Here is a 26,871-nt window from a genome sequence, read left to right on the forward strand (position 1 = left end):
AAGCTGACGCTGGTCGGGAGTTAGTTCTATCGTTGGGGCAACATTCATGAGCGTTTAATTGAGGGTTGGAGGGAATATACGATGTCCCCAGCTAATAATTACTATAATTTTTGAAATTAAGTACTAGTACTGTTTTGTTCTACATCCCGCCGCACGATACTTGCAAATTCATCCGGTGAATAAGAAAGCGGTTCAATAGGCAATATTTTGAGATTCCCGTTTTCGATCATCTCGTTGACCGGCACATTGATCCCCTTTGATCTTCTCTTAATGATGTCTGCTGACTCTTCGAACGTATAGATAACAGTGCGTTCATTACGCGAGGCCGCGGCCTTGGCAAATTGTACTCCCAGGGTTGTTTTGCCAACGCCGGTGGGACCGGTAATCATGGTAATAGTACCTTTCTCAAGCCCTCCGTTTGTCATTTTATCGAGCTCTGCGATATTGAATGACAGGGTGGTATTCGTGAACTTGCGATCATAATTATGAGGCTGGAGTCTCGGAAACAGTTGTATCCCCTGGTCTGTAATTTTGAATGAATGGCTGCCTGACCTGAAATCAGAACCCCTATATTTAGTTATTTCAATATTTCTCCAGTCTTGGGCGTACGACAAATTGAGTACGCCATCGACCCAAAAGGCCTCTTGGTCATCGCTGTTTGAAACTTCAGCTTCCGATATCAACATGAAAGTGGCTCCCTGGGAGCTGATATAGCGGATAAAGGAGAGCGCCAGGTTTCTATATTGGAAGACATCCTGAAAAAGATGTTTGAGCATAGTAATGGAGTCTAGCACCACCCTGTCAGGTTTTAGCGCTTCCACTTTTTCAACAATTGATTTTACAATCGACGGCGTTTCCACCTCAGAGGGAGGAAATATTTCGTACATCTCAGCATTTTTATAGACCTCTTCCTGGGGACTCAGGTCCAGGATATCCATCTCAGACATATCGATATTTACCTTGGATGCATTATGGACTACACTCTCACTGGTTTCACCCAGGGTGATGAGGAGGGTAGTCTCTCCGTTTTGAATCCCTTTTTCAAGGAAATGATACCCCATAATCGATTTCCCGGTGCCGGGCCCGCCCTTTAGTAAATAAGCTTTTTCGGGGAGCAACCCGTCGTCAAGAATTTCATCCAGCCCATCAATGCCAGAGCTGATCTTGGGTTTAGAGACGTTCATATGCTACAGTTAAGCTTTTAATAATTATCTTTTCAAAATACCCCGGCAGGAAAGGAAAACTCGAAACCCTATGCAGATAGGGAATTCGCCTTGCTTTTTTTATCTTGTTTATAATGTAAAAAGGCTATAGTGGGCAGGAGTTGCCAGAGAGAAGTTGCCACTATGTGTACGAGATTTAATAGTGAAACATCTGCAGTTGTAACAGTATTTACTTTTAAAAAAACTGAAACCTTTGTGCTATTTGAGACAGAACTTCAAGGTTTCGTAGAAGGTATAGCGCTATAGCGAAAATGCCAAACAAGACTTCCCATAGTGTGAATTACATAGGATTAGGTATCAGAGAGTTTCGTAGATCTAAGGATTTGACTCTCAAAGATTTAGCTGAGATTATTGATACCTCGGCAGGTTATATAAGCGAAATCGAGAGAGGCCAGAAGATTCCCGGGAGTAAGCTTATAAGTTCGCTTAAGCGAAATTATGAAGGGTTGGACCTGAATAAGCTGTTTAATATCCAGGGAAAAGAAGATCCTGTTTTGAAGGATCTGACACTGGATAATGATCAGGGTAACTCAGCAAAGAATGTGACAAGTTCAAAAGAGGAGGCGCTGATAAAGCTGGTTGAAAAGATAAAACAAGGCCCTTGGTCCGATAAAAAAAAGGTCAAATTAATGGATTCACTTTTTTCAATTGTTGGTACGGATCTGGATAAAGAGTGAATAGGATTATGTAGAAATGCTCAACGCAAGTTGACCGGTGTTTTTCACAGTTGGCTGCTCGCTGCCATTGTGACCCTTGGAAAGTGAGGAACTTTCTCTTCTTCTTTTTTATTCAGCCTCTTCTAATTATAGTGAATTATAGAAGCATGACTGTCCCCCCCGATCCTGCCATAGTCTTGAGTCCGCTTGCTTAAATCCGAAAAAACAATACGGCAAGGCGAGGAAGCATTGGTTACAAATAGTGAATTAAATAAGGGAAATTACCATTTATAAAAATGTGAATATGATGGCTTGAAACTGTAACAAATCTCCAAAATAATTTTGACTATGAAAATTGCAGTAATTGGTGCAACGGGTACAATAGGGAGTGCGGTTTCCAACCTTTTGGAAGAAAAGGGGCATGAGGTGATCCGCTCATCCCGCAAAACGGAACCGAAAATAAATATCGATAAGCCGGACTCGATCGATGCCTTTTACAAAACGGTTGGCAAATTGGACGGCGCCATCTGTGCGGCGGGCAACGCCAGTTTTGGTCCTCTCAAAGGACTCACCGACAAACAGTTTGATATAAGCATTAAAAGCAAGCTGATGGGACAGGTGAACCTGGTTCGCAAGGGAATGGATTATTTAAATGATGAGGGTGTTTTTGTATTGACCAGCGGCATGCTCTCCACCCAGCCGTGGCCGAAGACATCGTCAGTGGCCATGGTGAATGCCGGGCTCGAAGGGTTTACCCGTGCTGCAGCCCTGGATCTGCCGGAGGGGCAGCGTATCTGTATCGTTTCTCCACCCCTGATTCGCGAAACTGCCGCCCGGATGGGCCGAGACACTGAGCCCTGGCCGGAAGCGCCCAAAGTGGCAGAGGCTTATCTCAAAGCGGTCACCGGTGATGCCAATGGTGAGGTGGTGTATGCCGAGGGCTATGAAATGTAGTTTCCCGCTCATTTTAGTACAATATGATTAAAAGTTGCAGCATGGGAGAAATATGTTGCTACTTGTTATTTTTTTAGTCATTTCTGAATACCAAATCATCAGTGGGTGGAAATATTGAGGAGTAAATTTAGGGAGTGAACTTGTTTGGGATATACACTAAATATAAGGTATAAGTTGTTGTTTTTGCTGATCTTGCTATAGGGTTAGATGTTTGGTCAATTCCTGTTTGCAAGTGTTGTGGGATGTAGAAATAATTGTTGATGCCGATAAGGGAGACTCTAATTTTATTCTCGTAAGCTATCTGTGCCTTCCTTGTAGTCCGACTGTTAGATATCCCAAAAGATATAACGCTTAATTTTAGTGGTATGGCCCTACCTAATATCATAGCTGGACCTATTTTAAGGAGAGTTGAGAAAGATCAGATTTCCGTTTGGATTGCCTGTACCAGGGAGTTCACATTAACTCTTAAAATTTATGAGGGGGATAATATTGAGCTTAACACGGAGTCTGGCGGGTTTCCCTCTCCGGGCACGGGAGTCGTTGAGTTGATCACCAGCTCTGCCCAGGCTCCCACCGTACAATTTGGCAAGAATTTGTGGATCGGGGTGGTGAGGGCCGAAATGCAGGTTCCATTTCAGACCGGGAAAATCTACAGCTATAATGTCCGGTTTGAAAGCAAAAGTCCGCCGACTGAAAAAGGGGATTTGAAAACTGACGGACTCCTCTCCGATGACAAGCACCTTGACCGCCCCCAAAAAGCCTTGGGCTATAAAAAGAATGTGTTGCCTTCGTTTTGCCTTCCGGCTGATGATCCAGCCAAACTGTTCATTGCACAAGCATCATGCCGAAAAATTCATGGGCACGGCCTTGATGCGCTGGCTCACCTCGACAAAGTCATCAAAGACAACCTGACCAAGCCGGATACCAGGCCACAACAGCTTTTTTTAACCGGAGACCAGGTTTATGCTGATGACGTTCCCGGTGCAACCCTCAGGCACCTCGGGGCCCTCGATGGCGTTGGATTGATTACGGGAGCGGAGGGAGAAACAGTAAAGGTAGATAACGGCAACGGAGCACAGGAGATTGAGGCAGATATCGTCTCATTTCCTCCTTATCTGAGGAAGCATTTGATGTCGCATTTTGCAGGATTCAGCAGTGGAAGCGCCCACAGTCACCTGGTTACGTTCGGGGAGTTCTGTGGACTCTACCTAAACTACTGGAGTATCCGTTCGTGGAATATCAAGCTGCTGAAAGAGGTGCAGAAAATACAGGCGGATAACAAAGAATCAGTCCTGCAGGAGGTTGCCGACAGCCTGCTGGACAGCGAAGCCGTCGAGGATGATCCGAATATGAAGGTGCTTTTTACAGATGAGTTCGGAGAGCGCCCGGATGCTTTTGATTTGGTACTTACTGAGGATACGAGGCCGATTTTTGAAGAAGATCCACCCGGGGAGAAGTTTAATGCATGGCTGGAAAAGATACGTGCTAAATTGAAAAACGAGCTCCGGGAGGTGGCGGAGTTTGCAAAGACGCTGCCGGAGGTGAGCCGAGTGCTGGCCAACGTGCCCAGCTACATGATTTTTGACGATCACGAAGTTACCGATGACTGGTTCCTCTCGAAGCGATGGAACAACCAGGTGCTCTCAAAGCCGATGGGGCGGGATGTGATCCGCAATGGGCTGATGGCGTATGCCGTATTCCAGGATTGGGGAAATGTGCCCGGCGAATATGTGCCGATTCCCCCGCAAGGCGGCGATGCGGGCGATCTTTCTGAGCGAACCAAATTTATTCGGAAGATTAAGGAATATTGTAACGTCATAGCAAACGGTCTTCCCCGCGACAATCTGCGATCCGATATCATTGGGCCCATGGAACAGATGCTCGGTTTTGGCGCCGAGCCGGCCAAGGTCAAATGGCACTACGACGTCCCAACCGGTCCTACCAAAACATTTGTGTTGGATACCCGCACCCAACGCACGTACGATTCCCTGAACAGCCCGCCTGGTCTGTTGGGGGAGGATGCCCTCCGAGATCAACTTCCCAATACCATTCCCAACGGCAACGCTCCGTTTACATTCGTGGTGTCGGCAGCGCCGGTGTTGGGGTTGGCATGTATGGAAGAGCTCGTTCAGCCGGCGGCTGCTTCCGTGGTGGGCATTAAATCCACTACTGGCAAAAACCCAGGCCTGCTTGCAGGTATGCTCAAACGTGATTTTGAGGCATGGGGATTTAACCCTGCAGCATTTGAAGGTCTGATCGAGCGTTTGAGTAACCTCAAAAAGGTGATCCTGTTATCCGGCGATGTTCACTACGGTTTTTCCTCGGTGCTCGATTATTGGAAGGGAAGTGCAGCGGTCCCCGAAGCGAGGATACTCCAGTTTACCTCCAGCTCGCTAAAGAATGAGGAGTTTGGCCTGCTGCACCTGTACCGCTCAGCTATTGTTCAGAAATTGCTCACTGGCATTGGGGATAACCTTGAAAAGCTGGGATGGAAAGACCACGTGCTTTCCGTAAGTGGCGATGTGAGTATTCGAAATCGCAACCGGCTGCGTCAAAACCCGGCTGTCATCCCTATTGCGGGCTGGGAACCGGGAGCCACCGTGAGCATTGAGCCTGACTACCGCTGGCGGTTGACGGTCATAACGGATGAAAATGTGCGGTCTGGCGATCCCATACAGAATGATATCGATCTTGAAGATGAAAATGCTGTCAAGGAGGGTTACAAAAAAGTAGTGCAGCGCCATCTCGACAATTTTATCTCCGGGGTGCACCGGCGGATGGTATGGCCCTCAAACATCGGCCTGCTGAAGTTTGTGCAGGACGGCACCGAGTGGAAAGTTAAGCACAATTTCATTTTTTCGGCTGGATCCCGCGATATCTCTGCAAAGAACGTGGGAGAACATATAAAACACGAGGCACTGCTGGTGGCCACTGGCGATGAGGCCACGCGCCCTGAACTTCCCTAAAGAGGACGAGTATGGCGGATGAAATAAAAGATCGTGACTTTTTCCAGGATCTGCTGAAAGCGGTAAAAGAGCTACTCGATCCCGCGCTCGCAATATTCAGCGACGAGGAATCAAAAACGGAGCTTCTTGGCACGCTCGGGTTGGATCCCGACACCGATCCCGGTTCCCTGCCCTCCACCACCAGCCTGGATCAATATATCCAGTCGGAGGCGGAAGAAGCCGATGCCTTTATGCTCATTGCAGCGATGGCCGACCTGACGCAGGTGACACTCGCTATTGAGGGGGTGATTCGGGCCGCGATTGCAGCAGAGGAAAATCCCGATTTTGCAGTTGATGAGCTGATGGGCTCCTTTTTCAACATCCTGTTGATGGACTATGTGCGCCGGCAGTCGCCCGGTGTATTTGCTTTTGCCAACCTGGTGACCACCTTGACGGCGCAGACTGCTGCCGAGGGGGGAACACCCAATTTTGTGGAGGGCGTCATCGTCGAGTTTTTCAAGAAGCTGGGGAAAGGTCTGGAAACCGAAGAGAGTACCAAAGCCGTTTCGGACGGGGTTTTTATATTATTTGCCGCTTCCCTGTTTGGTATTAAACTGCTGCTGGATAAATTCGATATTGATGCGCTTACTCTGAAGATGGGATACGGGTACGAGGGAATTACCGAATCGTCCACTTCGGTTGCCGATACCATCACCAATCGCACGCTTTCTTATTCCGTGACCGTGAAGCCGGTAGACGACCCCGACAACCAAGGCACGGCCTTCAATTCGTTTGCATTTATCCCAGAGGATCACGGCGGTGAGGCTTTTATCACCGACCTTTCTGGTGAGATCGATATGACAATTCCGTTGACGGACGAGCTGTCCCTCAAGTTTGACCTTTCGGGTGAAGGGATATTCCGAATCGGGACGTCGCCGGAGGCATCAGCCGGTAAAAACAACAGGATCAAAATTACATTCAACCACAAGCGCGACAAGGCCGGACTTGCCTACCTGAGTCGCAAGCCGGAGATGAAGATCGGGTTCGGCACCTATTCTATTGCTATGACCGCAACCCCGGATGACTTCGAAATCGCCTATAGCGGGAAGATGCCGTTTCAGTTCAAGCGAGATAAATCGGCCGGTTTCCCGATGAGTCTGCTGCCTGAAAAAATAGATGAGAAAATACCACTGGATTTCGGCTATTCTCTGAAGCGTGATTTCTTTTTTGGAAGCGGCGGGGGTAATGCGGGTTCTTCTGCCGATCCTCAAACGGCACAGGCCATGGCCGGCCCAGAGGAGGAACCCGACTTTATTGAGAAAATTCTGGCCAAAATTATCAATATGATCGACCTCCGGATCCCAATTCACAAGGATATCGGTGGAATATTGGGGATTCAGCTACTGAATCTTAAAACGGGCGTGGTTGGTAATTTTGAGACCATCACCCTGGAAACCTCGCTCGATTTCTGGGTCAAATTCGGGCCTGTTCTGACGATCTCTGTCAGCCGCCTCGGCATAGAATTAACAATGACTGAACGGGAAGACAGCGGGGGACTGTTCGGGTATGATCTAATGCCCGAATTCAAACCGCCCAACGGGGCGGGGGTGCGTGTCAATGCCGAGGTGATAAAAGGGGGCGGATTCCTCTATCTGGACCACGAGAAGGGCGAATATTTTGGATCACTGGAGCTGGAGTTCAAAGGACTCTTTACGCTCAAGGCGGTGGGCATCATCAATACCATAATGCCGGACGGTAGCAAGGGATTTTCAATGCTTATCCTCATTACCGCAGAATTTTCACCCATTCAGCTGGGATTTGGATTTACACTTAGTGGTGTGGGTGGGCTGTTGGGAGTGGACCGGACAACAGAGGTGGAAGCACTGCGCATCGGCATTCGCACAAATGCCATCAAAAGCATTCTGTTCCCAGAAGATGTGGTGGGAAACATCAGCAGGATTATCAATGATCTGCGAGAAATATTCCCGATCAAACAGGGTCAGTTCTTGGTTGGACTGATGGCCAAGCTGGGGTGGGGATCGCCTACGCTTATTCATATTGAGCTGGGATTGATTGTCGAAATACCCGACCCGAAAATCATGCTTCTCGGGGTTATCCGGGTCAGCCTGCCGGATGAGGATGCGGCGGTTTTGAAGCTGCAGGTGAATTTCCTGGGCGTGCTCGACTTCCAAAACCAGTTTATCTACTTTGAGGCCCATCTTTTTGATTCAATTCTGGTTGGTTTCCCGTTGACCGGCAGTCTTGCTTTTGCCGTGGCATGGGGCGAACAAAGCGTGTTTGCGATCAGCGTGGGTGGTTTCCATCCCGATTTCAAGGATTATCCGGTGGTACCGACGCTTCCTGGTGCGTTCCGGGGAATGGCGCGTATCGGTTTTAGCCTGCTGAGCGGAAAGAACCCGCGGTTCACCGTAGAATGTTATATGGCGGTTACTTCCAACTCCGTGCAGTTCGGGGCTAAAGCAGAACTGCTGGCTTCCGGTCCCATGGGATTCAACCTCTATGGCATGCTGGGATTTGATGCACTCTTCATATTTGATCCCTTTAGCTTCTCGATAAAACTGGAGGCAACGCTGGCCATCCGTAAAGGGAAAAAAGTGCTGTTCGGTATTTCATTTAAGGGTGTGCTCGAAGGGCCCACACCCTGGCATATCGAGGGCAAAGTCACCTTCTCGGTACTCTTCTTTGATGTGACGATCTCATTCTCCGAGACCTGGGGTGATCCACAAGTCCAGATAGTCACAGAAACACAAGACCTGCTTGCCCTCATGCAGGCTGAGCTGGATGACATCCGCAATTGGCAAGTGGTGTTGCCTGCTCACCAACATATGAATGTGACGCATAAAGAGCTGGAAGGCCCGGAAGAGCCGCTGATTGTGTTCCCGTTCGGGCAGCTCCAGTTCAGCCAGCGTACTATTCCACTGAACTACCAGATTGAAAAGTACGGCACGCGAAAGCCGCTGAACGAGAATAAATTCCAGGTTACTGAAGTGAAAGTGGGTGAGCGGGTAGAGGCAAAGGACGACGTCAAAGAGCTTTTTGCCCCGGAACATTACACCAAGTTGAGCGAACGAGAGAAACTGTCTCGTAAATCGTTTGAGCGAATGGACAGCGGGTTCAGCCTGAGGGATACCGGCAAGCTGCTGACTGCGCAACCCCATCTTGACCCTGTGGATCTAAATTACGAACTGAACTACACTGAGGACGATGAGCAGCTCCGGCCAGTGGCTACAACGACACATATCGTGCTCCAGGCATTTGCGCATATGTCCCGTGAAGCGGCAGTTTCAAAGTCGGATCTGGGATGGAAAAAATCCATAGCAGCATCACTGAATCAACCCGGCAAGGTGGGGCTGGCGGAAGATGGGTTCGCGATCGCCAATACCAGCAACCTGCATGAATTTGACGGCGGATTCCGCGCATCCACGTACGCCGAAGCGAAGGCACAGTACGACCAGTTGGTTAAAGAAGATCCCACGCTGGAGGACAAGATACAGGTAGTAGAGAGTTTTGAGCTTAACAATTAAATAACCAGGAAAATGAGTTTTGGCAGATATCAATTTTTGTCATGGGCGCGCAGAGGAATTGCCAGCCAGATTAGCGAAAAAGATACACTGGGGCAATCCGACGGTTCCGCAGTGGAACGAGCCCAAATCCCTATAAAAGTATCCTTGAATGCCGGCGCGCCCACTGTAAAGAATTTTACCCTGTTTGGACCGGGCGATGTTACCGGTATCCAGCAGGATATGATCATCCGGACAGAGCCGATCAACGGGGTGGGGGATTTTGAGCCGAACCTGCTCCCGTATGTTGAGTTTTATGACCAAGATTTCCCCTACCGGTATACCCCTGCGTCTCCCGCGGGATCGGGGATTACGCACCTGCGACCCTGGTTGGCGCTGATTATCCTGAAAGAAAATGAATTCCTTGAGACCAAGAGAAGAGAACCGCTCAGTTCAATCAAAATTTTGAGTGAAGGAGTGTTGCCGCCGCACAATCAGCTTCACCTGTGGTGCCACATGCATTCCAATCTGCCACACGAGGAGACCGAGTTTGAGACCTTTATCGACAACCTGGAAGAGGATGTCAAAACGGATCCCGATGGTGTCTATAGCCGGCTTCTCTGCCCTAGGAAGCTCGAGGCCAAGACGCTCTACCATGCGTTTCTTGTGCCTTCGTATGAAACGGGTCGCCTGGCGGGACTGGGGCAACCAACAAGCGAGGTGAAGGCGCAAAAGCCGGCATGGCCGGGCAGCGACAACGAGTTCCCGGTGTATTACCGCTGGTATTTCCGCACCGGCAAGAATTTTGATTTTGAGTACCTTGTCAAGCTCCTCAAGCCCCGCGTGATGGACGAGCGCGTGGGTGTCCGTCCCGTGGATTGTTCCCGTCCCGCTTTTGTAAGGGCCGATGCCGATGAGGAGGTGCGTCCACCGGAGCCGAACGTGTTGCTGCTGGAGGGAGCAATGAAAGCTCCGCATGCCAAATCCTCGGTATTTCCACCGCCGGGCGTGGTACAGCCATTTTTTGAGGATGTCGAAAAGTTGGTCAACCTGAACCGGTTCCAGCAGGAGAATTCCAATGAGGATCCCTATGTCTCCATTCCGTATTACGGCATGTTCCACGCCATGCGACTGGATAACAATAATCCCGGTAAAAAGGAGATTCCGCCGTTTGTAGCCTCCGCTTCCCAGTGGTATAACGACCTGAATCGAGATCCCCGCAACCGGATACCAGCAGGTTATGGCAAGCGCGTGGTACAGGAAAACCAGGAGAAGTTTATGGACCGCGCCTGGGAGCAGCTGCAAAACGTTCTGGAAGCCAACCGAAAGATGAAGCTCACCAGGTTTACCCTGGAATTGAACCAGCGCCTGTACCAGAAAACCCTGCTCAATGAAGCTGACGAGGCCTATCTGGCAGTCACAAAGCCGATGAGCCGCCGTATCCTGTTCGGCCAGGAAACCGTCAAGACAAGCATGGACAACAGCCTGGTGGCCAACGCTACCTTCCAGGCGGCCTTCCGGCGCATAACACGTGATAATACCTCTATTATCAAGGGTTTGACTCAGCAGAGCCAGCAAGCCACCTACTCCTATGCCACGCTTTTCCAAAAAGTAAACAGGGTCAATGGACTCAGTGGCCAGGTAGAGGTAAATTTTGAGCCTATTCCGCAATTGAAAAAACTGACTACGTTTACGCCACCCACATCGATCAAGGATATCAGCGTCTGGAGTACGAAGTCGAACCTGCAGAATGATTACCTGTACAATATGCCCGGTTATACCGGGGGGATGCCCAAAGTGGATAAGTGGAAATCCCTGTTTAAAACCACTACTGTATTCCCGATCATCGGCCGGTTAACAACGCCTCTTATACCGCTTAGTCGTACCCGCATTGACTCTCCGTTGTCGCTTTCAACAGCCAGTGTCACCAGGATCCCGTCGGTTACTACAACTATCGCCGATACGATACTGACAACCGACAAGCACACCCTTGCCGCCAAACAAGCCTACAACGATGTCTCCCGGCGATTCAGTTATGAAGAAAAGATCGAGCAAGCCCCGACACTGGCGGTCTCTGGCGTAAAACAGCAGATAGATACGGCAATTACTCCCAAGAACTCCTACCGGCGACTTATTGGAGCTAAGATTGCATGGCCCGTTGGAATGTTGAAAAATCCGGTTGAACAGCTACTCCCGGCGATGGCCTACCCGGATATTCCCGATTCTATGTACAAATACTTGCTGGAGATTGATAAAGAGTTCCTGCTCCCCAATCTAAACCTGATCGAAAACAACACACTGTCGCTGCTCAAGACCAATCAAAAATTTATTGAGTCCTATCTCGTGGGACTAAACGATGAGATGGGACGAGAGCTGCTGTGGCGTGAGTATGCCACCGATATGCGGGGCAGCTATTTCCGGCAGTTTTGGGATGTCAGCGGGTTTGTTACGCCTGACACAACGCCCAAAGATGCAGATGCGCTTAAAGATATCAGGCCGATTCACACATGGTTTAGCAGCAGCGAGCTGGGGGATCACAACGCGAGGGATCCCGAAGGAGATCCAGACCAGCTGGTATTCGTCGTTCGTGGAGATCTGTTAAAAAAATTCCCCAACACGGTGATTTATGCCCAAAAGGCGTTGAAAGAGGATGATAAAAAGGTAATTCGGCGGGATATGAATGAGCAGCAGTATGAGAAGGAAGTGCGCTTCCCGCTGTACCAGGCAGAGATCGCCCCCGATATCAAGCTGCTGGGTTTTAACCTGACCATCGAGGAGGCCTCTGGAGAAGAGGCGACACCGGGCTTTAACGACAACGACAACCTGGGTTGGTTCTTTATCCTTGCTGAAGTGCCCGGCGAACCACGATTCGGTATGGATATCACTTTTAATCCCAATGAACCTGACATACATACGTGGAACGACCTGTCATGGGAAAATTTGCCGGAGAATGTGGACTTTGTCCGATCCGAAATCAACCCGAATCTCAATCTCGCTTCGGGGATTGATGAGCAGTGGGGCCGAAGTGCCTCCGATATGGCCTCGATCCTGATGCAGCGGCCCGTGATGGTGGCTATTCACGCTACCGAAATGTTGCAGCGGGAGATCCCGGTGAATGTGGCCCTCACCGAGTTCACCACCCTGTTCCAATATGTCGCCCAATTGAAAAACCCATAATTTTTTAGCTATGCCTTCTTTCCAGGAAAACCAAAAGAATATTGCCAAGGCCCGCGCGAGACTCGAAAAGGCGGAACAACAATTGTACGAAGCGAGATTGAAGGTGCAGCGGGCCAAGAGTCCAGAAACAGTAGCCTCTATAAGTCGGGAGCTGACGGCTGTGAATCAAACTTTTGCAAATGCCCAGGCAAGCCTTTCGAAGGCTATTCTCAAGCTTTATCGGCAGCACGATTTTAAGAGTGCAGTCAGTGAGCTCGATGCCCAGATCCCGGTACTGCTGCTGCCGGTGCGCCTGGAAACCCGTTTTGTGGATACCGACGTCGGATCGGAACTATGGATCCGAATTTATCCCGATGATATCCATATTCATTCATTTGAACCGATGCTGACCGATGCGGAGTGGGAAGCGGGCACGGCTTACTGGCGGCTTTTGTTGAAAGCAAACCGGGAAGAGGGGGAAGCCAAAGAGGAGATCAAAAAAGAGGAGTGGACTAAGCTGAACGAAAAACTGGGCGTGCAGCGGTCGCTTTGGGTGACGAAGCAGACCACGCCCCAGAACTGGGAACCGGATCTGGCCGTTGAGGATGATGCGCTGGAGTTCCCTGAGCACCCGGAAACCAAAACGCACGACTGGACCCGCGCTCCCCGCACGCAGATTTTGCCTGATATGTTTGTCGTAAACATTCACCGGGATGGAAAGATTGTGCACTCCGAGATCAGTAACAACATACCCGACACCGTTTTCCTGGGCCCCGATCCGTTCCAAGCGGAAGAAGCATTTAAGGAGGAAAATAAGGAGATCAAATTTCACGAGGATTTTTCCTGGACCAGCGACTTTGAAAAGGCGGTGGAACAGGGACTTGGCGTGAAAATAACCGTTTCCGACTCATTTTTTAATGGCGGAAGGATAGAACGAATTTCGGTGATGGGGCTGATGGCGAGCACCGGTCCGGATGAGAGCAAACAAATGTTGGAAGAGCACCTGCACGCCCATCACTACTCTAGCCGGGGATTCAGCTTTTTGCCGCAGGGGAGTCCCACCAACAACACCGACCAGTCGGGCTCCGCTTACACGCAAAACCACGATTACCTGCCCAAAGGATATTATGACGGCACCCCGTTTGAAGATCTCGATTCCAAGCCTCGTGCCGATGTCCACGAGTTTGCACGCGCGCTCGGCATTGGAACAGATCTAATGGATGAAGTCAACCATGCCGGGAAAGAGGAGGTTGCAGAAGCCCAGGCGATGAACAAGGCCCTTTATCCCGCTACCATCGGGTATTACCTGGAAGTGCTGACGAATCCGGCAGTTTCCAAAAGTGCCCAGCCAAAAGTCAGGGACTTTTTTACTGAACATGTTTCGGCGACCGGTCCGCTGCCTACTATTCGCGTTGGGGATCAGCCTTACGGGATCCTGCTTGCCAGCGATATCTCCAAATGGGAGGAGCCGGCCGGCGATTCTTTTGACAAAGGGTTGACCTTGGTTTTGAAGATTCTGCAATCCAGGTGGAATACGATGATGAGGAACAAAGTAGCCCACGTCGGGAAAGCGGGAGATCCCTCCAAAATACTGCTGGAAATACTGGGTTTGAGCGCGGGCTCTGTTTCCTTCAAACAGCGGCTGGGGCACCTCCCTGATTTTCATTTTAGCCTGGCGCAGTTTGCCAATATTGAAAGCAGTGTGGTGAATAAACAGGCAACTATAGTAAATCTGCTGAAGGAGACCGGCTTTGAGGGAAGTGAAAACAGTTTCCCATTGATTAGCAATCTTCTTTTTTATGATAAAGATTCAAGCATCCCTTATAACTATATGGTCGATCGCAAACCACCGTCGCCCACGCGTTTCCTGGATAAGCTTGGAGATACGAAGAAGAATTTTATTGAGTGGCTTGCCGGTGTTACAAAAGTGAAAGACATCGATGACCACGCGGCGGGTGCCCAGCCTCCCCGGTCAGTACTCTATCTGCTATTGCGACATGCACTGCTGCTTGAACTTCAGCGGGCCGCTTCGGATTTCTATACCAAAAACGGGTATACTTTTGACAGGGGAGCCAATGAGAAAAGCTTGTACAACTTTAATACGGAAGTAAAAGATCTCACAACCTGGGAGGTTCTCTATGGCATCCCACAGAAAGTAGATCTGCAAAAGCTGAAAGTCTCATCCCCGATCGGCGATCACCTGCTCGATCCCACGCTAGCTGACACGGCAGCCGAATATATCAAGGAGATGCGGAGTGCCCTGAACCTCCTGGCCGATCTGCCCACCGCACGACTGCACCAGTTGCTTTCCGATCACATCGACCTGTGTTCCTACCGGCTGGATGCCTGGCAGACCGGGCTGTTCTACCGCCGGCTGAAACAGTCTCGTTCAGAAAAGCCGAGCGGTGTGTACCTTGGAGCGTATGGCTGGGTGGAGAATCTTAGCAAACAGCCCAAACTGAAGGCTACGGTGCCAAAATCTCTGTCACCAGAAGATGGAAAGCCGGTGTTTGAATCGGCTGCCAATGCGGGCTTTGTTCATACGCCTTCGCTTAATCACGCCACAGCTGCCGGAGTTCTTCATGCCGGGTATGTTCATCATGCTTCCCGTACCTCACCAAACTCGTTTGCCGTGAATCTTTCTTCGGAACGCGTCCGGCGCGCCCTGTTTGTTTATGAAGGGATCCAGAACAACCAGCTGATTGAAGCCTTGCTCGGGTACCAGTTTGAGCGGGCGCTGCATGATATTACCTCAAAAAAACCTGACCAAAATCTTAACCGGTATATCCTGGATTTTCGTGAAAAATACCCGATCGAGAATAATGCCATTCCTCAGCAGGGCCTTTCTGCCCAGGAGACTGTGCCGGCGCATTCGGTGGTGAACGGCCTCAAACTTGTTGATGCCAAGCCTTCTGATTTCAACTCGGTAGTGACAAACAGTGCGGATCGCGACCTAATCCTCAAGGAAAGAGATCGACTGGCGGATACCCTCGATGCGCTGGCGGACTTGCTCACCTCGGAGACCGCCTTCCAGATGGTGCAGGGAAAAACAGAGCGGACTGCAGCAGTGCTCAACAGCATGAAGGATGCCGACCTGCCACCTGAGCTCGAGGTCAATAAAACACCGCGATCCACGCATCTAACATATACCAACCGGGTCAGTATTCATTTCGATTCGGACGCCAATATAGCGGAGAATTCCGGTTGGGCACAGGATCCAACACCGCGGTCGGGGATGGAACCGGGACTGAACCACTGGCTGGCGCAACTGATCGGGGATCCTAAAAAAATTATGTGCAATGCATCCCTGGTGGATGAGGAGGGCAATGAAACCGACAAGCGGGAGATTGCGCTAGCGGCCATTGATCTTCAGCCAATAGACCTGGTGTATTCGGTGGGCATTGACGTCCAGACCGGTGCGAAGGAGCTGGAACAGCTGGTGCACAGGAATTACAAAGCGCAGGTGGATATCCCGGAAGGTGCCCGGGTCAGGATCGCCTTTGATCCCGAAGGGCTGGATTCCGATCAGATGTCTTTCGCCCAGTTGCTGCCACTATTGCAATCGCTTCGCCTGTTGATTACGACTGCCCGTCCGGCCAGTGCCAAAGACTACCTGCCCAAATCGAAAAGCATCATTGAAGATGCCGACGCCCAGTTTGGCTGGGACCATGAAGAGCTGAGGGGAAGAGTTGATTCACGCATCGTGGATTTAAAAAATGAGCTTAGCACCGTGAATGCCCAGGCGCCAAACGGCATTCAGCCCAAAACGGATACGAATCCGGCGACGCTGAAGCTGCTGTTTGAGCACTATTTTGCCGAGGGTCGACCGGTTGAGCGGCTTGAGCAGACCCGGATTATGCCTTCCGCTATAGATACTCTGTTGGCATTGGTTGCGTCGGCGCCGCGCTATGGCATCAAGTGCCTGTACCCCGAACGGGTTGATGCAGATAACCAGGCTACGGTGACCGAACTGCTGGCTACGGCAGCCGAAGTATGGCGGCAGGTCAATAAAAAGCTAGCCCAGGCAGAGCAAAAGATGGCAGCAGCAGATACGGAAAACAAAATCGATACCAAGGTGACGCGGCTGACTGATACAGCCAAGGCGATCCTGGGTGACGACTTTGTGGTGCTGCCACGCTTCCGGTTTAAAAATTCCGAAGATCTCTCCTCTTCCATCAGCGAAGCAGGAGCACAGCTGCTGAAATATTTTAATGGGAAGTACAATACGAGCAGCGAGCTTGCAGTCGAAACGTGGATGGAGTCGGTGGCGGCGGTCCGACCCAATATGGACCGGCTGGAGCGGCTCAGGATCATATCGGAGTTTCAAAGCGGCAATGAGCTGAACTTCACTGCTGCACAGGTGCCTTTCCAGGAAAACGACAGCTGGCTGGCGGTTGAGTTCCCTGCCGAGGATGAGGAGACCGGTGAACCGTTTGACATCAAGCATGATACGATTGCCCTGTGCGTGCAGGGATTGGATGCGAATTCGATCGAGGAGTCCCAGTCCGCCCTGATCATTGACGATTGGACGGAGTCTGTACCAATGGACCGTGAGATTACCGGCATTTCCTACAACTATAATCAGCCGAATGCCACTGCTCCTAATGCACTGTTGCTGGCCGTCGAGCCCACGGGTGCTGACAATTGGAATTGGGATCGCCTGGTCGACATTCTTAACGATACGTTGCAGCGGGCCAAAACGCGGGCCGTAGAGCCAGCACATCTGCTGGAGGATTCCGCGCTCGACATCCTGAGTCCCATGACCATCGCCAGCTTCGACCTGGATAACTCCAACATCTCGCTGGATTACCTGATCACCAATGATGAGCTGGTGCAGCAGATGAAAGCCCATAAATACGAGCTGTACACAAAGTTTGATCTAAAATCATGACACCATGACAAAGCTGATCGCATTATCGAATCTTAAAATGACGGCCACCCGATATACCAAGCCGAGTATCCGAAATTATAACCGGCTGGAGGGGAGTCCCCGCTCGGCCGACTTTGAACAGAATTTGAGTATGGCGTGCCACGACCCGCTCTGGTTTTTGTGCCGCCAGTGGCAGTTCGGTGAGTTCCAGGCAGAAGATGCGGCTTCTGCCTACCAGGCCAAGGTGCTGGGCACCCATTCCACGCCCGGGGAGATCCGCTTGCCCGATGGTAAGAAGATACCCTATGATATCGATCAGCCATTGGAGACGGTCGTTGAGAAAAGAGAGATTGCCCCAGCACTTCGACTGCGAGCACAGATGGGTCGCCACCTGGTCCGTATTTTCAGACAGCATGGACTGAATAAGTATGTCTCGCTGTTGTCAGTTGATTTTCCACTTGATCGCAGCAGCGTGAAGAGTGATGACGAGGAGGGCATCTATTTCGCCAAGGCACTTTCGGCAACGCTGCCGGATGGTTTTGCGGTGTACGAACGGGTTGTGAACGAGACCTTTACCGAGTGGTATGAGAATCACGATGAGATCGATGCCGTCGACCACGACGCACTGTCAGTAGTAGAGCACGATTTCAGAAGCTGGTTTGAATACCTGTACCAGCAGCCCGGCGAAGGGGAGTCGGCGTGGGTGCCCAACCATCTTGAGTACAGCTTTAGCATGGTTACGAAAGACGAGCAGGAGCAAGCGCGACACCTGGTAGCGGATCAGTTTGCGAGCGGGCACCTGGACTGGAAAGATTTTGACCAGGATTTGGAACCGGCCGGGGAGGAGGCCGCGAACTTGCAGGAGCCGGAAGAGGTGGTGCAGACTTTTATCCCCAGCGAACTAAAGTTCAGCGGGATGCCGCATCCGCGTCTCTGGCAGATGGAAGACCGGGAAGTCGATTTTGGGAAATTAAACGCATCACCGACTTCACTCATGAACGTGTTGCTTGCGGAGTATGGTCTCAATTATTCCAACGACTGGTTTGTATTGCCGTATGAGCTGCCGCTAAATACCCTGTGCCAGGTCCAGGGTATCCTGCTTACCGATGTCTTTGGGCAGCATATCCATATCAAGCCGGCTATTGACGACCCCGAGACCAACTGGCATCAATTTACGATGTTCCACCAGACCGAGCGTGAGAATGAAAGCCGGGGCAAGAGTATCTTTTACCTGGTGCCGGCTATTGGACAAAAGCAGGAGAGTGAAGACCTTGAGAAGATTAATTTTATCCGGGATGAGATGTCAAATATGGTGTGGGCTATTGAGCAGGTGGTACCCTCCGATGCGGGCCCGGGACGGATATTGAAGCGCGATATTCCCTCGACAGTGGAATTTGAGCCCGTGGGGGATGAAGCGGAGATCCGTTACGTGCTCGGCAATACGGTGCCCAACAACTGGATCCCGTTCGTGCCTGTACACAAGCCGGTGTCCCCCGGAGAAGTGCCACGAGAGATACGCCTTCAGCGTGCCCGGATGCCGCGATCGCCCGGTGCCCAGGGTCATTTGCTGACTGAAGAGCAGCCGGTGTATTTTGTGGAGGAACAGGAGATTTTGCGGGCGGGCATAATTATCACGGATCGATACCAGCGAACCCGTTGGCTGAATGGGAAGACCTTCCTTTGGCGGGGACGCCAAAAGAACGCTGGACGGGGAGAAGGCATGGCCAACCTAATGTTTGACCGCATAGTTAATATTGGTGGTGAGTAGGGACAATATTGTATCATTGTCTTCAACCCGACGACTCGTAACTTAAGATCGTTAAGCACTGGTAGTTTTGGGGAACGTTTCTTGGAAATAGGTTTCTTTCCAGAAGAGCTATGGGTACGATTGAACGCTGAGGGATTCGCTAAAAAATGTCAAAAGAAGAAAAGAGAATAGCTTTTCAGCTATATTTTTTTAAATATTAAGCGTTGATGAGCATTTTCCCTAAATATTTAGTGTGAAAATCGAGAAAGTCAGTATATCTAAATATTGTTGAGGGAAAAGTAATAGGTTGAAATCTATTCTATTGCTTAGTTAGGGATTGTTAGTGCTCTTCTTTATAACTGCCAGATAAAAGTCTACTCCACTCCAATTAATAAATGTATCCATGCCGACATATTCACTTAACATAAACGGAAGTAAGTATACTGTAGATGCCGACTCCGATACGCCCATGCTGTGGGTGTTAAGAGATCAACTGGACCTTCTGGGAACTAAATTCGGTTGCGGTATTGCCATGTGCGGAGCTTGTACCATTCACCTCAATGGGAATGCCATCAGATCTTGTTCCCTGCCGGTATCATCTGTTGGGGACGCGGAAATAACCACAATAGAAGGGCTTTCTGAGAAAGGAGATCATCCCGTACAGCAAGCGTGGCTGGAAGAAGATGTAGCGCAATGCGGATATTGCCAGGCCGGTCAAATTATGACTGCTGCCGCTTTACTGGATCGCAATCCAAATCCGACGGATGAAGAAATAGAGAGTGCCATGAATGGTAATCTTTGCCGGTGCGGTACCTACAAACGTATTAAAAAAGCAATTCAAATCGCTTCTAAAAACTCGTAATTATTATGGCTAGTGTAAAAACGCATATGGACCGACGGTCCTTTTTAAAAGTATCTATGTCGGGCGGAGCGGGATTAATGGTTGGATTCAGCTGGTTGTCTTCGTTGATTGCCGAAAACGAAACCGGGCATTATCCAGACGAATGGTTTGCTATTAATGCATACATAAATATTGCAAGTAATGGGGAAGTAACGATTTTTTCACCAAACCCGGAGATCGGGCAAAACGTGAAAACATCAATGCCGCTGATTGTAGCAGAAGAGCTGGATGTCGATTGGAACGATGTGAAAGTAGAACAGGCGACGCTGGATACCGAAAAATACACGCGACAGCTGGCCGGGGGGAGTCAATCCATCAGGCAGGGTTGGGAAAGTTTGCGTATGGCCGGGGCTACAGCAAAGTATCTTCTTGTTGCAGCAGCTGCCCAAAAATGGAATGCCGATATGAATGATCTCTCCACCGAGAAAGGCATGATAACCAACACCAAAACAGGAGAACGTATTGGGTATGGTGATATCGCAACCGATGCGGCATCCATCCCGGTTCCCGATGAGGTAGAACTGAAAGATCCCAAAGATTTTAATCTAATTGGTGGCTATATCAAAAATGTGGATGGCCATGATATTGTGACGGGCAAACCGCTGTTTGGACTGGATTTTATGCGAGAAGGGACCAAAATCGCGATGATTGTACATCCGCCTGCTTTTGGCATGAAATTAAAGTCGTATGATGCTTCCGAAGTCAAGTCGATGTCGGGCGTTGATGATGTTTTTACGATCGATACGAGCATCAACGATCCCCAGTGGTCCGATGTGAATGCTTTTAACGAGCTGGTGGTGGTGACCGGCAAAACGACCTGGCAGGTGATGAAAGCCAAGAAGGCGTTAAACGTTGAATGGGAGACGGTCGATAACCTGGAAAGTAGTGAAACACACCGGCAGCGCCTGGTAGAAGCTATTACCAATCGATCCGGTGAGGTTGAACGGCAGGACGGAGATCCCGATAAGGTTTCGGGTCAGGCCACGAAAGTGATTGAACGGGTCTACACTGCTCCATTTTTGGCGCATAATACCCTGGAGCCCATGAACTTTTTTGCCAACGTAACCGACAATTCTGCTGAGCTGATTGGTCCTATCCAAACACCGGAGCAACTTAGAACATCAGCGGCAGCATTGCTTGGAATGCCAGAGTCTGCTGTTTCAGTAGACATGACCAGGATGGGCGGTGGATTTGGAAGGCGTCTTTATGGTAATTTCGGATTGGAAGCGGCAGCTATTTCCCAAAAGATAGGAGCTCCGGTGAAACTAATTTATACCCGGGAAGATGATATGACGCAAGGTACCTATCGACCAGCCTATGCCATCCGGTATAGGGCGTCGCTGGACGATGATGGAAATCTGCTCTCCTTTGAAGCAAAGGGAACAGGTATCCCGTCAAGCCCGCTGTTTGCCAACCGGTTTCCGGCCGGTACGCTGGATCACTACAAAAGTGAGAATGTTGAAATTGAAACCAGTATTACAACCGGTGCCTGGCGGGCACCCCGGTCAAATTTCGTAGCGGGTGCCGAGCAGTCTTTTATAGATGAAGTGGCTGCAGAGGCAGGAAAAGACCCGATTGAGTTCAGGCTTGAGCTTTTTGACAGGGCGATCGAAGATCCCGTGGGAACTGATAATGACTACGATCCCGAGCGATATGCCGGTGTATTAGAACTGGTCCGTGACAAATCGAACTGGGGTAAAGAGATGCCGGGTGTGTATCGTGGGGTCTCAGCCTACTACTGCCATAATTCCTACGTAGCCCAGGTGGTAGATGTGGTTATGGAAGAGGGAACGCCGAAAATCAAGAAGGTTTGGTGCGCCGTTGATTGCGGCATCGTTGTAAATATGGAGGGAGCTCTTAACCAGGTTGAAGGTGGTATTATCGATGGTATCGGACACTCCATGTATAGCCAGTTGACTTTTAAAGATGGAACGCCTGATCAGAATAATTTCGACCAATACCGCCTTATCAGGCATAGGGAAGCCCCTGACGAGATTGAAGTCTTCTTTGCGGATAACAACATCGATCCAACAGGACTGGGCGAGCCGACCCTGCCCCCGATTTCAGCCGCTGTGGCTAATGCGATGTACAAGGCAACCGGTACAAGATGGTACAATCAACCGTTTATGGACGCTGATCAAGAATTGATCGTGAGTTAACAGGCCCTAATCCTTAACCGAAGTAGTTATCGGCTGTTTTTGAGAGGTATGTAAAGGGAGTGTTGAAAATAGGATTTGGTCTACATGATTTAACGTCAGTTCAATATAAAATCTGTCATTGCGATGGATTCAGGAAAATTCGGAAGTAATCCCGCAGCAATCTCCCAGGGGCGGAACAGGATATTCGTGAGGAGATCGCCGCGTCGACTTCCTCGTTGAGCCAATAAGATTTACCAAGGCCTCCTCGCGATGACAGTTACTATTTTGAGTAATTTCTTACATCGAACTCAGGTTTATTTAGTTGCTCGAATATTCTACTGGTAGCTCATCAAGCATCCACTCGGGAAATCCTTCATCCAGTCGCTTGGCATTAAACCCTTTTTTACTGAGCAGTTCGACAGCATCGTCAGCAAATACACAAAACGGGCCTCGGCAGTATGCCACGATCTCCCGGTCCTCCGGGAGAGCATCTATCTTGTCGGAAAGCTGATCGACCGGGATATTTAGGGCGCCGGCAATATGTCCAGCGCTGAACTCTTTCTGTGGACGCACATCTATGATTGTGACCTGTTCATGCTTCATCTTATCTGCCAGTTGGGAACTTGAGAGGGTCTCAACTGATTGGCGAGATTCCCGAAACTGGCGCAATACGCGTTCGACTTCGGCTACCCGTTCTATTCCTAAATCTCGTAGCGACTTCCATGCCTTATATACACTTTCACCGGCCAGCTCGTAATATACGTGATTACCCTCACGCTGGGTACTGACCAGTTGCGCCTGTTTAAGCACTTGAAGGTGTTGGGAGGCATTGGCCCCGGACATGTCGGTTTCTTCGGCAATCTCTGCCACCGAGAATCGCCCCTGGGCCAGCAGCTCCAGGATCTCCAGGCGGTGCGGATTCGACATCCCCTTTACAATATTGGCCAGTTGCTGATAGACTTTATTTTTAAATGTCCGTTTTTCCATGTCGCAATGTTGTTTTTCCTGAATGATGAGACGTCAATATATAGATATCTATTCAACTAATCAATAAGCCTATTGAATAGTTGTTTTTAATCTGTTATACTAACAATGAATAGAAATTTCGATCATTAAAACGCTATCGATATGAGTACCCGACCACCTATCGCTTGTGACCTTTCAGCAATTGATGAGAATGAGCTTGAAGACCACCGCGAGAACGGCCAGGCGGTCTTCGATGCGATCAACAAAATTCGTGAGATACCGGACGGATATGCGTTCAGGATTCCGGCACAGACGGATACCATTCGACGAGCCGGGGCGTTCATTGCCAGGGAGCGACTGTGCTGCCCTTTCTTCGATTTTACTTTAACGATTCCGTCCGACCACCAGCCGGTATGGCTGAAGCTTACCGGACGGGAAGGTGTGAAGCCATACATAAAGGAAATGCTGCTGCCCCAATTGGATGCACCGATTGCCGGTTAACTAAAATACCCAGTTGCTATGAATACTATCGATTCTGACCAAAAAGTGGCCGACCTGGTAGAACAGCATCCCCAGACATGGGAAGTATTCAAAAGCTACGGGTGTCCGGATATGCGCCGGGGATTTTTTTCGCTTATGGCCCGCATCATGAGTATACACAATGCGGCCCGTATCCATCGTATACCGTTGGATGAGCTCATTGAAGATCTGGAAGTTGTCATTTCAGAAACGGAACCATTAACCAATAACGAATAACCAAACTGCCATGGAATCGTTACTAGCCGCTCTTCAACAATCGCAGGTGATTGCCATGCTGGCCGGCCTGCTCCTGCTATTCTTGTGGGAAAGCCTGCACCCGTTCTATGAACACTTTCGTGGGTCGTTTAAAGAAAGGGGCCGACATGCAGTGCGCAATCTGATTATGGGGGCACTCAATTCTGCTCTAATCGCTATTGTTTTTGTAGGGCTCTGGTTTGCCGCATCCGTCTGGGCCGACCAGTACCGGTTTGGCCTGATGCACTGGCTGCAGGACGGGCTCAACCTGCCCGCATGGTTCCACGCGGTCGGAGCAGTGCTGTTATTTGATGCCTGGAGTTACCTGTGGCACCGCATGAACCATGAAATTCCGTTCTTCTGGCGTTTTCACCGGGTTCATCACTCCGATTCAAAAATGGACGTTACCACTGCCAACCGGTTTCATATCGGGGAAATTTTCTTCTCTTCCCTGTTCCGTATCCCACTGATCGCATTGCTGGGCATCTATCTGTGGGAGCTGGTGCTATATGAGACGCTGATGTTTGCGGTGGTCCAGTTCCACCACTCCGATATTGACATACCGGCCAAGATTGATCGTGCTTTAAGGGCGGTCATCGTCTCTCCCAACATGCACCGGGTGCACCACTCCCGTTGGCAGCCGGAGACCGATTCCAACTACAGTTCCCTGTTTTCGTTCTGGGACCGCCTGGCCCGTACGTTCCGGCTGAATCCCAACCCGAGAAGTATTCGTCTCGGACTGGATGAGTTCGACCGTGAGGAGGATCAGACGCTTGGAGGTATGTTGAAAACACCTATCGAAAAACAGAAAAGGGATGGATAAGCATCTTGCTATTAAAAAGGGCTGCCTTTCAGGCTTGGATTGAGCAAATAGGGCTAATTAGGGCATTCTCATGAGAATTTATCCGATTGTATGCCAATGAGTTATAAGGGAGGATATAATGCGGATCAAATACAAAGATATTTTGCAAATTCTGCCTATTTACCTTGCATTTGATCCAGTTGATTCAACCCTTACTTTTTTTGGGGTCCTTTTCACTTATGGTAGTGTTCATTTTTTCAATGAGGAAAAAACGAACCAAAAAAATCAGAGAATCCCAGATGTTGATCTATCTCGTCTCCAAAAAGCCGGCTGTTTTGGAACTTTAGTCGCTTTTTCCTGAACGGATTGCAAGGATTCTCTGGACTTAGGGCAATGGCCATAGCTATCTTGGTTCATGCCACAGGCCTTGGATTTATGATCCGCCGGGCAAATGCAGCGAAGTGCTGCTAAGAGGAAAATCTAATGCAGGTGACTTTTTGGGCAAACCCTAATTACCACGTTCGTCCTACCGACAAGTAATGTACGTCATCCTGACACGTAATGTCCGCCATCCGAACCTAATAAGGTACGCCGAACCGACACGTAATGTACATCGAACGTACATAGTAAGGTTTGTCGGTCGTACGTAGTAAGGGTACGTCCTCCGTACGTAGTAGGAAAATACAGGTTAGAGGCCCTGGGAGTCTGTCGGGCTTAGGGAATTGTTAAGAGAATCAGCCAAATCCGGATGGTTCGCAGTGGATTAGGCTAAGTCCGAAACCTCAGTCAAGTCAATTTGATGTAAATGATGTCGCGTGAAGGATTCAGCTACCATCGTGTGCAAGTCCGGGGGTATTTCGGCAGGTTGAAAAGAAAATGGTGCAGCATCACCTCGATCTATCTTATGTTGAACTATGCTACAATGCAGGAATTTTAACCCGTTCGCCGCGTCCCTTCTTGGTCAACACAATCTGCCACTGGTTGTTTTTGCGTGCACGGAAGCCGCCTGCCGCCATCAGCAGGTAGTAGTCCCACATCCGCCGGAAGCGTTCCGAGTACTGGTCCTTAATTCGATCCCAGCCCTCACTGAAATTTTGGTGCCAGGCCATCAGTGTTTTGTCGTAGTCGGGGCCGTGGTTACTCCAGTCCTCCATTACAAAAAGATCCTCAATAGCCAGCCCGATATGCCGGATCGAAGGGATCCTGGAATTGGGGAATATATATTTCTCCGTCCAGGGGTCGGTCCGTCGGTTCGAGTGGTTCGCCCCGATGGTATGGAGTACAAAAATGCCCTCTTCGTCCAGGCAGCGGTCTACTACCTGGAAGTAGGTCCGGTAATTCTTGGGGCCCACATGCTCAAACATTCCCAGGGAGATGATGTGGTCAAACTTTTCATCTACTTCGCGGTAATCCTGCAGGCGAATTTCAACAGGCAACCCCTGGCACCGCTCGCGTGCCAGCTCCGCCTGCTTCTTTGAGATCGTAATCCCGACCACTTCCACCTCATATTTTTCGGCGGCAAACTGTGCAAAACTACCCCATCCGCAACCAATATCCAGGACCTTGTCGCCCGGTTGCAGGTCCAGTATGCGGCATACATGGTCCAGTTTGTTTTCCTGCGCCTCGGCCAGCGTATCCGCACCGTTCCAATAGCCACAGGTGTAGACCATCCGTGGATCCAGCATCACCTGGTAGAGGTCGTTGCCGGCATCGTAGTGGCGTTCACCCACCTCATAGGCTTTTTTGCTGTTTTGAGGGTTGCGGAACAGTGAGGTGACATTCTTCAGGATTTTAGCCAGGGTCCCGGTAAAATGCCGGTCCAGCTCAGTTCGTAAAATGCGGTTGCAAAACTCATCCAGCTTGCCGGCCTCCCACCAGCCATCCATGTAAGCTTCTCCCAGCCCTATCGAGCCTTCCTTCATGACCCGGTCAAACAGTTTATCATTATGGATCTGCATGTCCCAGGGCTCCGGTCCGTTGATGCGAACCCCCGCCTCACCCAACAGTCTCTCAACTTCAGCTCGTAATGACGTCGCCATATCTACCTCCCTCATGAATTAAGAGTAAGACTTTTCGAGAAACAGAAACATACTAGAATTTTAGTAGTTTATGGCTCGATATCCAATTTATTTCCATTGGTTGGTAAAAAACGGATGGTATCCCAGGATGTGAGCACGAAAGGGAAAGGAGGAAAGTTAAAATGCTGGTCGGAATGATG

16 protein-coding genes are annotated in these 26,871 nt (G+C 49.9%); 13 read left to right on the forward strand and 3 right to left on the reverse strand.

Features of this window, described 5'->3' with window-relative positions; genetic code table 11:
* Positions 1-116: 116 nt before the first annotated feature.
* Positions 117-1,184 carry an ATPase domain-containing protein gene (locus tag NC796_RS12120; RefSeq protein ID WP_310684712.1) on the reverse strand — a complete coding sequence of 356 codons (1,068 nt, stop codon included), beginning with the start codon at positions 1,182-1,184 and terminating at the stop codon, positions 117-119.
* 290 nt (positions 1,185-1,474) lie between these two features.
* Between NC796_RS12120 and NC796_RS12125 the strand changes: the two genes are divergently transcribed.
* The 9 genes from NC796_RS12125 to NC796_RS12165 all read left to right on the forward strand — a co-directional run bounded on the left by NC796_RS12125 (position 1,475) and on the right by NC796_RS12165 (position 22,132).
* A complete protein-coding gene (locus NC796_RS12125) occupies positions 1,475-1,900 on the forward strand; it encodes a helix-turn-helix transcriptional regulator (protein WP_310684713.1) in 426 nt (141 codons plus the stop codon).
* A gap of 327 nt (positions 1,901-2,227) precedes the next feature.
* The gene (locus NC796_RS12130) at positions 2,228-2,833 is read left to right on the forward strand and encodes a short chain dehydrogenase (RefSeq protein ID WP_310684714.1); all 606 of its coding nucleotides are present in this window, start codon (positions 2,228-2,230) and stop codon (positions 2,831-2,833) included.
* Positions 2,834-3,198: 365 nt separating this feature from the next.
* Entirely contained in the window at positions 3,199-5,799 is a 2,601-nt protein-coding gene (locus NC796_RS12135; protein ID WP_310684716.1) for an alkaline phosphatase D family protein, read from the forward strand.
* 11 nt (positions 5,800-5,810) lie between these two features.
* Positions 5,811-9,323 carry a DUF6603 domain-containing protein gene (locus tag NC796_RS12140; RefSeq protein WP_310684717.1) on the forward strand — a complete coding sequence of 1,171 codons (3,513 nt, stop codon included), beginning with the start codon at positions 5,811-5,813 and terminating at the stop codon, positions 9,321-9,323.
* A gap of 12 nt (positions 9,324-9,335) precedes the next feature.
* Complete coding sequence (locus NC796_RS12145) at positions 9,336-12,476, forward strand: hypothetical protein (protein ID WP_310684719.1); 3,141 nt, start codon at positions 9,336-9,338, stop codon at positions 12,474-12,476.
* A gap of 10 nt (positions 12,477-12,486) precedes the next feature.
* Positions 12,487-17,346, forward strand: coding sequence for a hypothetical protein (locus NC796_RS12150; protein WP_310684720.1), 4,860 nt, complete (start codon positions 12,487-12,489; stop codon positions 17,344-17,346).
* Positions 17,347-17,350: 4 nt separating this feature from the next.
* Positions 17,351-19,093, forward strand: a complete 1,743-nt coding sequence (locus tag NC796_RS12155; protein WP_310684721.1) for a hypothetical protein — start codon at positions 17,351-17,353, stop codon at positions 19,091-19,093.
* A gap of 382 nt (positions 19,094-19,475) precedes the next feature.
* Complete coding sequence (locus tag NC796_RS12160) at positions 19,476-19,934, forward strand: 2Fe-2S iron-sulfur cluster-binding protein (protein ID WP_310684723.1); 459 nt, start codon at positions 19,476-19,478, stop codon at positions 19,932-19,934.
* A gap of 5 nt (positions 19,935-19,939) precedes the next feature.
* Complete coding sequence (locus NC796_RS12165; protein ID WP_310684724.1) at positions 19,940-22,132, forward strand: molybdopterin cofactor-binding domain-containing protein; 2,193 nt, start codon at positions 19,940-19,942, stop codon at positions 22,130-22,132.
* Positions 22,133-22,429: 297 nt separating this feature from the next.
* On the opposite strand, the gene NC796_RS12170 is transcribed toward NC796_RS12165, so the two are convergent.
* Entirely contained in the window at positions 22,430-23,098 is a 669-nt protein-coding gene (locus tag NC796_RS12170) for a metalloregulator ArsR/SmtB family transcription factor (RefSeq protein WP_310684725.1), read from the reverse strand.
* Between the two features lie 141 nt (positions 23,099-23,239).
* On the opposite strand from NC796_RS12170, the gene NC796_RS12175 reads away from it, so the two are divergent.
* From NC796_RS12175 to NC796_RS12190, 4 genes are all read left to right on the forward strand, one after another.
* Complete coding sequence (locus tag NC796_RS12175; protein WP_310684726.1) at positions 23,240-23,578, forward strand: hypothetical protein; 339 nt, start codon at positions 23,240-23,242, stop codon at positions 23,576-23,578.
* Between the two features lie 18 nt (positions 23,579-23,596).
* On the forward strand, positions 23,597-23,833 hold the full coding sequence (locus NC796_RS12180) for a DUF1858 domain-containing protein (protein ID WP_310684727.1): 237 nt from the start codon (positions 23,597-23,599) through the stop codon (positions 23,831-23,833).
* Positions 23,834-23,843: 10 nt separating this feature from the next.
* On the forward strand, positions 23,844-24,674 hold the full coding sequence (locus NC796_RS12185) for a sterol desaturase family protein (RefSeq protein ID WP_310684730.1): 831 nt from the start codon (positions 23,844-23,846) through the stop codon (positions 24,672-24,674).
* Between the two features lie 118 nt (positions 24,675-24,792).
* A complete protein-coding gene (locus NC796_RS12190; protein ID WP_310684732.1) occupies positions 24,793-25,014 on the forward strand; it encodes a hypothetical protein in 222 nt (73 codons plus the stop codon).
* Between the two features lie 556 nt (positions 25,015-25,570).
* Here NC796_RS12190 and cfa read toward each other — a convergent pair.
* Positions 25,571-26,692 carry a cyclopropane fatty acyl phospholipid synthase gene (gene cfa / locus NC796_RS12195; protein ID WP_310684733.1) on the reverse strand — a complete coding sequence of 374 codons (1,122 nt, stop codon included), beginning with the start codon at positions 26,690-26,692 and terminating at the stop codon, positions 25,571-25,573.
* Positions 26,693-26,871 lie beyond the last annotated feature (179 nt).

Source organism: Aliifodinibius sp. S!AR15-10, from assembly GCF_031569985.1.
GTDB lineage: Bacteria > Bacteroidota > Rhodothermia > Balneolales > Balneolaceae > JAMQKA01.

Coding starts and splice junctions, on each gene's coding strand:
- NC796_RS12155 (WP_310684721.1), top strand. CDS start 17,351: ATGACAAAGCTGATCGCATTATCGAATCTTAAAATGACGGCCACCCGA.
- NC796_RS12160 (WP_310684723.1), top strand. CDS start 19,476: ATGCCGACATATTCACTTAACATAAACGGAAGTAAGTATACTGTAGAT.
- NC796_RS12170 (WP_310684725.1), bottom strand. CDS start 23,098: ATGGAAAAACGGACATTTAAAAATAAAGTCTATCAGCAACTGGCCAAT.
- NC796_RS12125 (WP_310684713.1), top strand. CDS start 1,475: ATGCCAAACAAGACTTCCCATAGTGTGAATTACATAGGATTAGGTATC.
- NC796_RS12120 (WP_310684712.1), bottom strand. CDS start 1,184: ATGAACGTCTCTAAACCCAAGATCAGCTCTGGCATTGATGGGCTGGAT.
- NC796_RS12180 (WP_310684727.1), top strand. CDS start 23,597: ATGAATACTATCGATTCTGACCAAAAAGTGGCCGACCTGGTAGAACAG.
- cfa (WP_310684733.1), bottom strand. CDS start 26,692: ATGGCGACGTCATTACGAGCTGAAGTTGAGAGACTGTTGGGTGAGGCG.
- NC796_RS12140 (WP_310684717.1), top strand. CDS start 5,811: ATGGCGGATGAAATAAAAGATCGTGACTTTTTCCAGGATCTGCTGAAA.
- NC796_RS12150 (WP_310684720.1), top strand. CDS start 12,487: ATGCCTTCTTTCCAGGAAAACCAAAAGAATATTGCCAAGGCCCGCGCG.
- NC796_RS12135 (WP_310684716.1), top strand. CDS start 3,199: ATGGCCCTACCTAATATCATAGCTGGACCTATTTTAAGGAGAGTTGAG.
- NC796_RS12185 (WP_310684730.1), top strand. CDS start 23,844: ATGGAATCGTTACTAGCCGCTCTTCAACAATCGCAGGTGATTGCCATG.
- NC796_RS12175 (WP_310684726.1), top strand. CDS start 23,240: ATGAGTACCCGACCACCTATCGCTTGTGACCTTTCAGCAATTGATGAG.
- NC796_RS12165 (WP_310684724.1), top strand. CDS start 19,940: ATGGCTAGTGTAAAAACGCATATGGACCGACGGTCCTTTTTAAAAGTA.
- NC796_RS12130 (WP_310684714.1), top strand. CDS start 2,228: ATGAAAATTGCAGTAATTGGTGCAACGGGTACAATAGGGAGTGCGGTT.
- NC796_RS12145 (WP_310684719.1), top strand. CDS start 9,336: ATGAGTTTTGGCAGATATCAATTTTTGTCATGGGCGCGCAGAGGAATT.
- NC796_RS12190 (WP_310684732.1), top strand. CDS start 24,793: ATGCGGATCAAATACAAAGATATTTTGCAAATTCTGCCTATTTACCTT.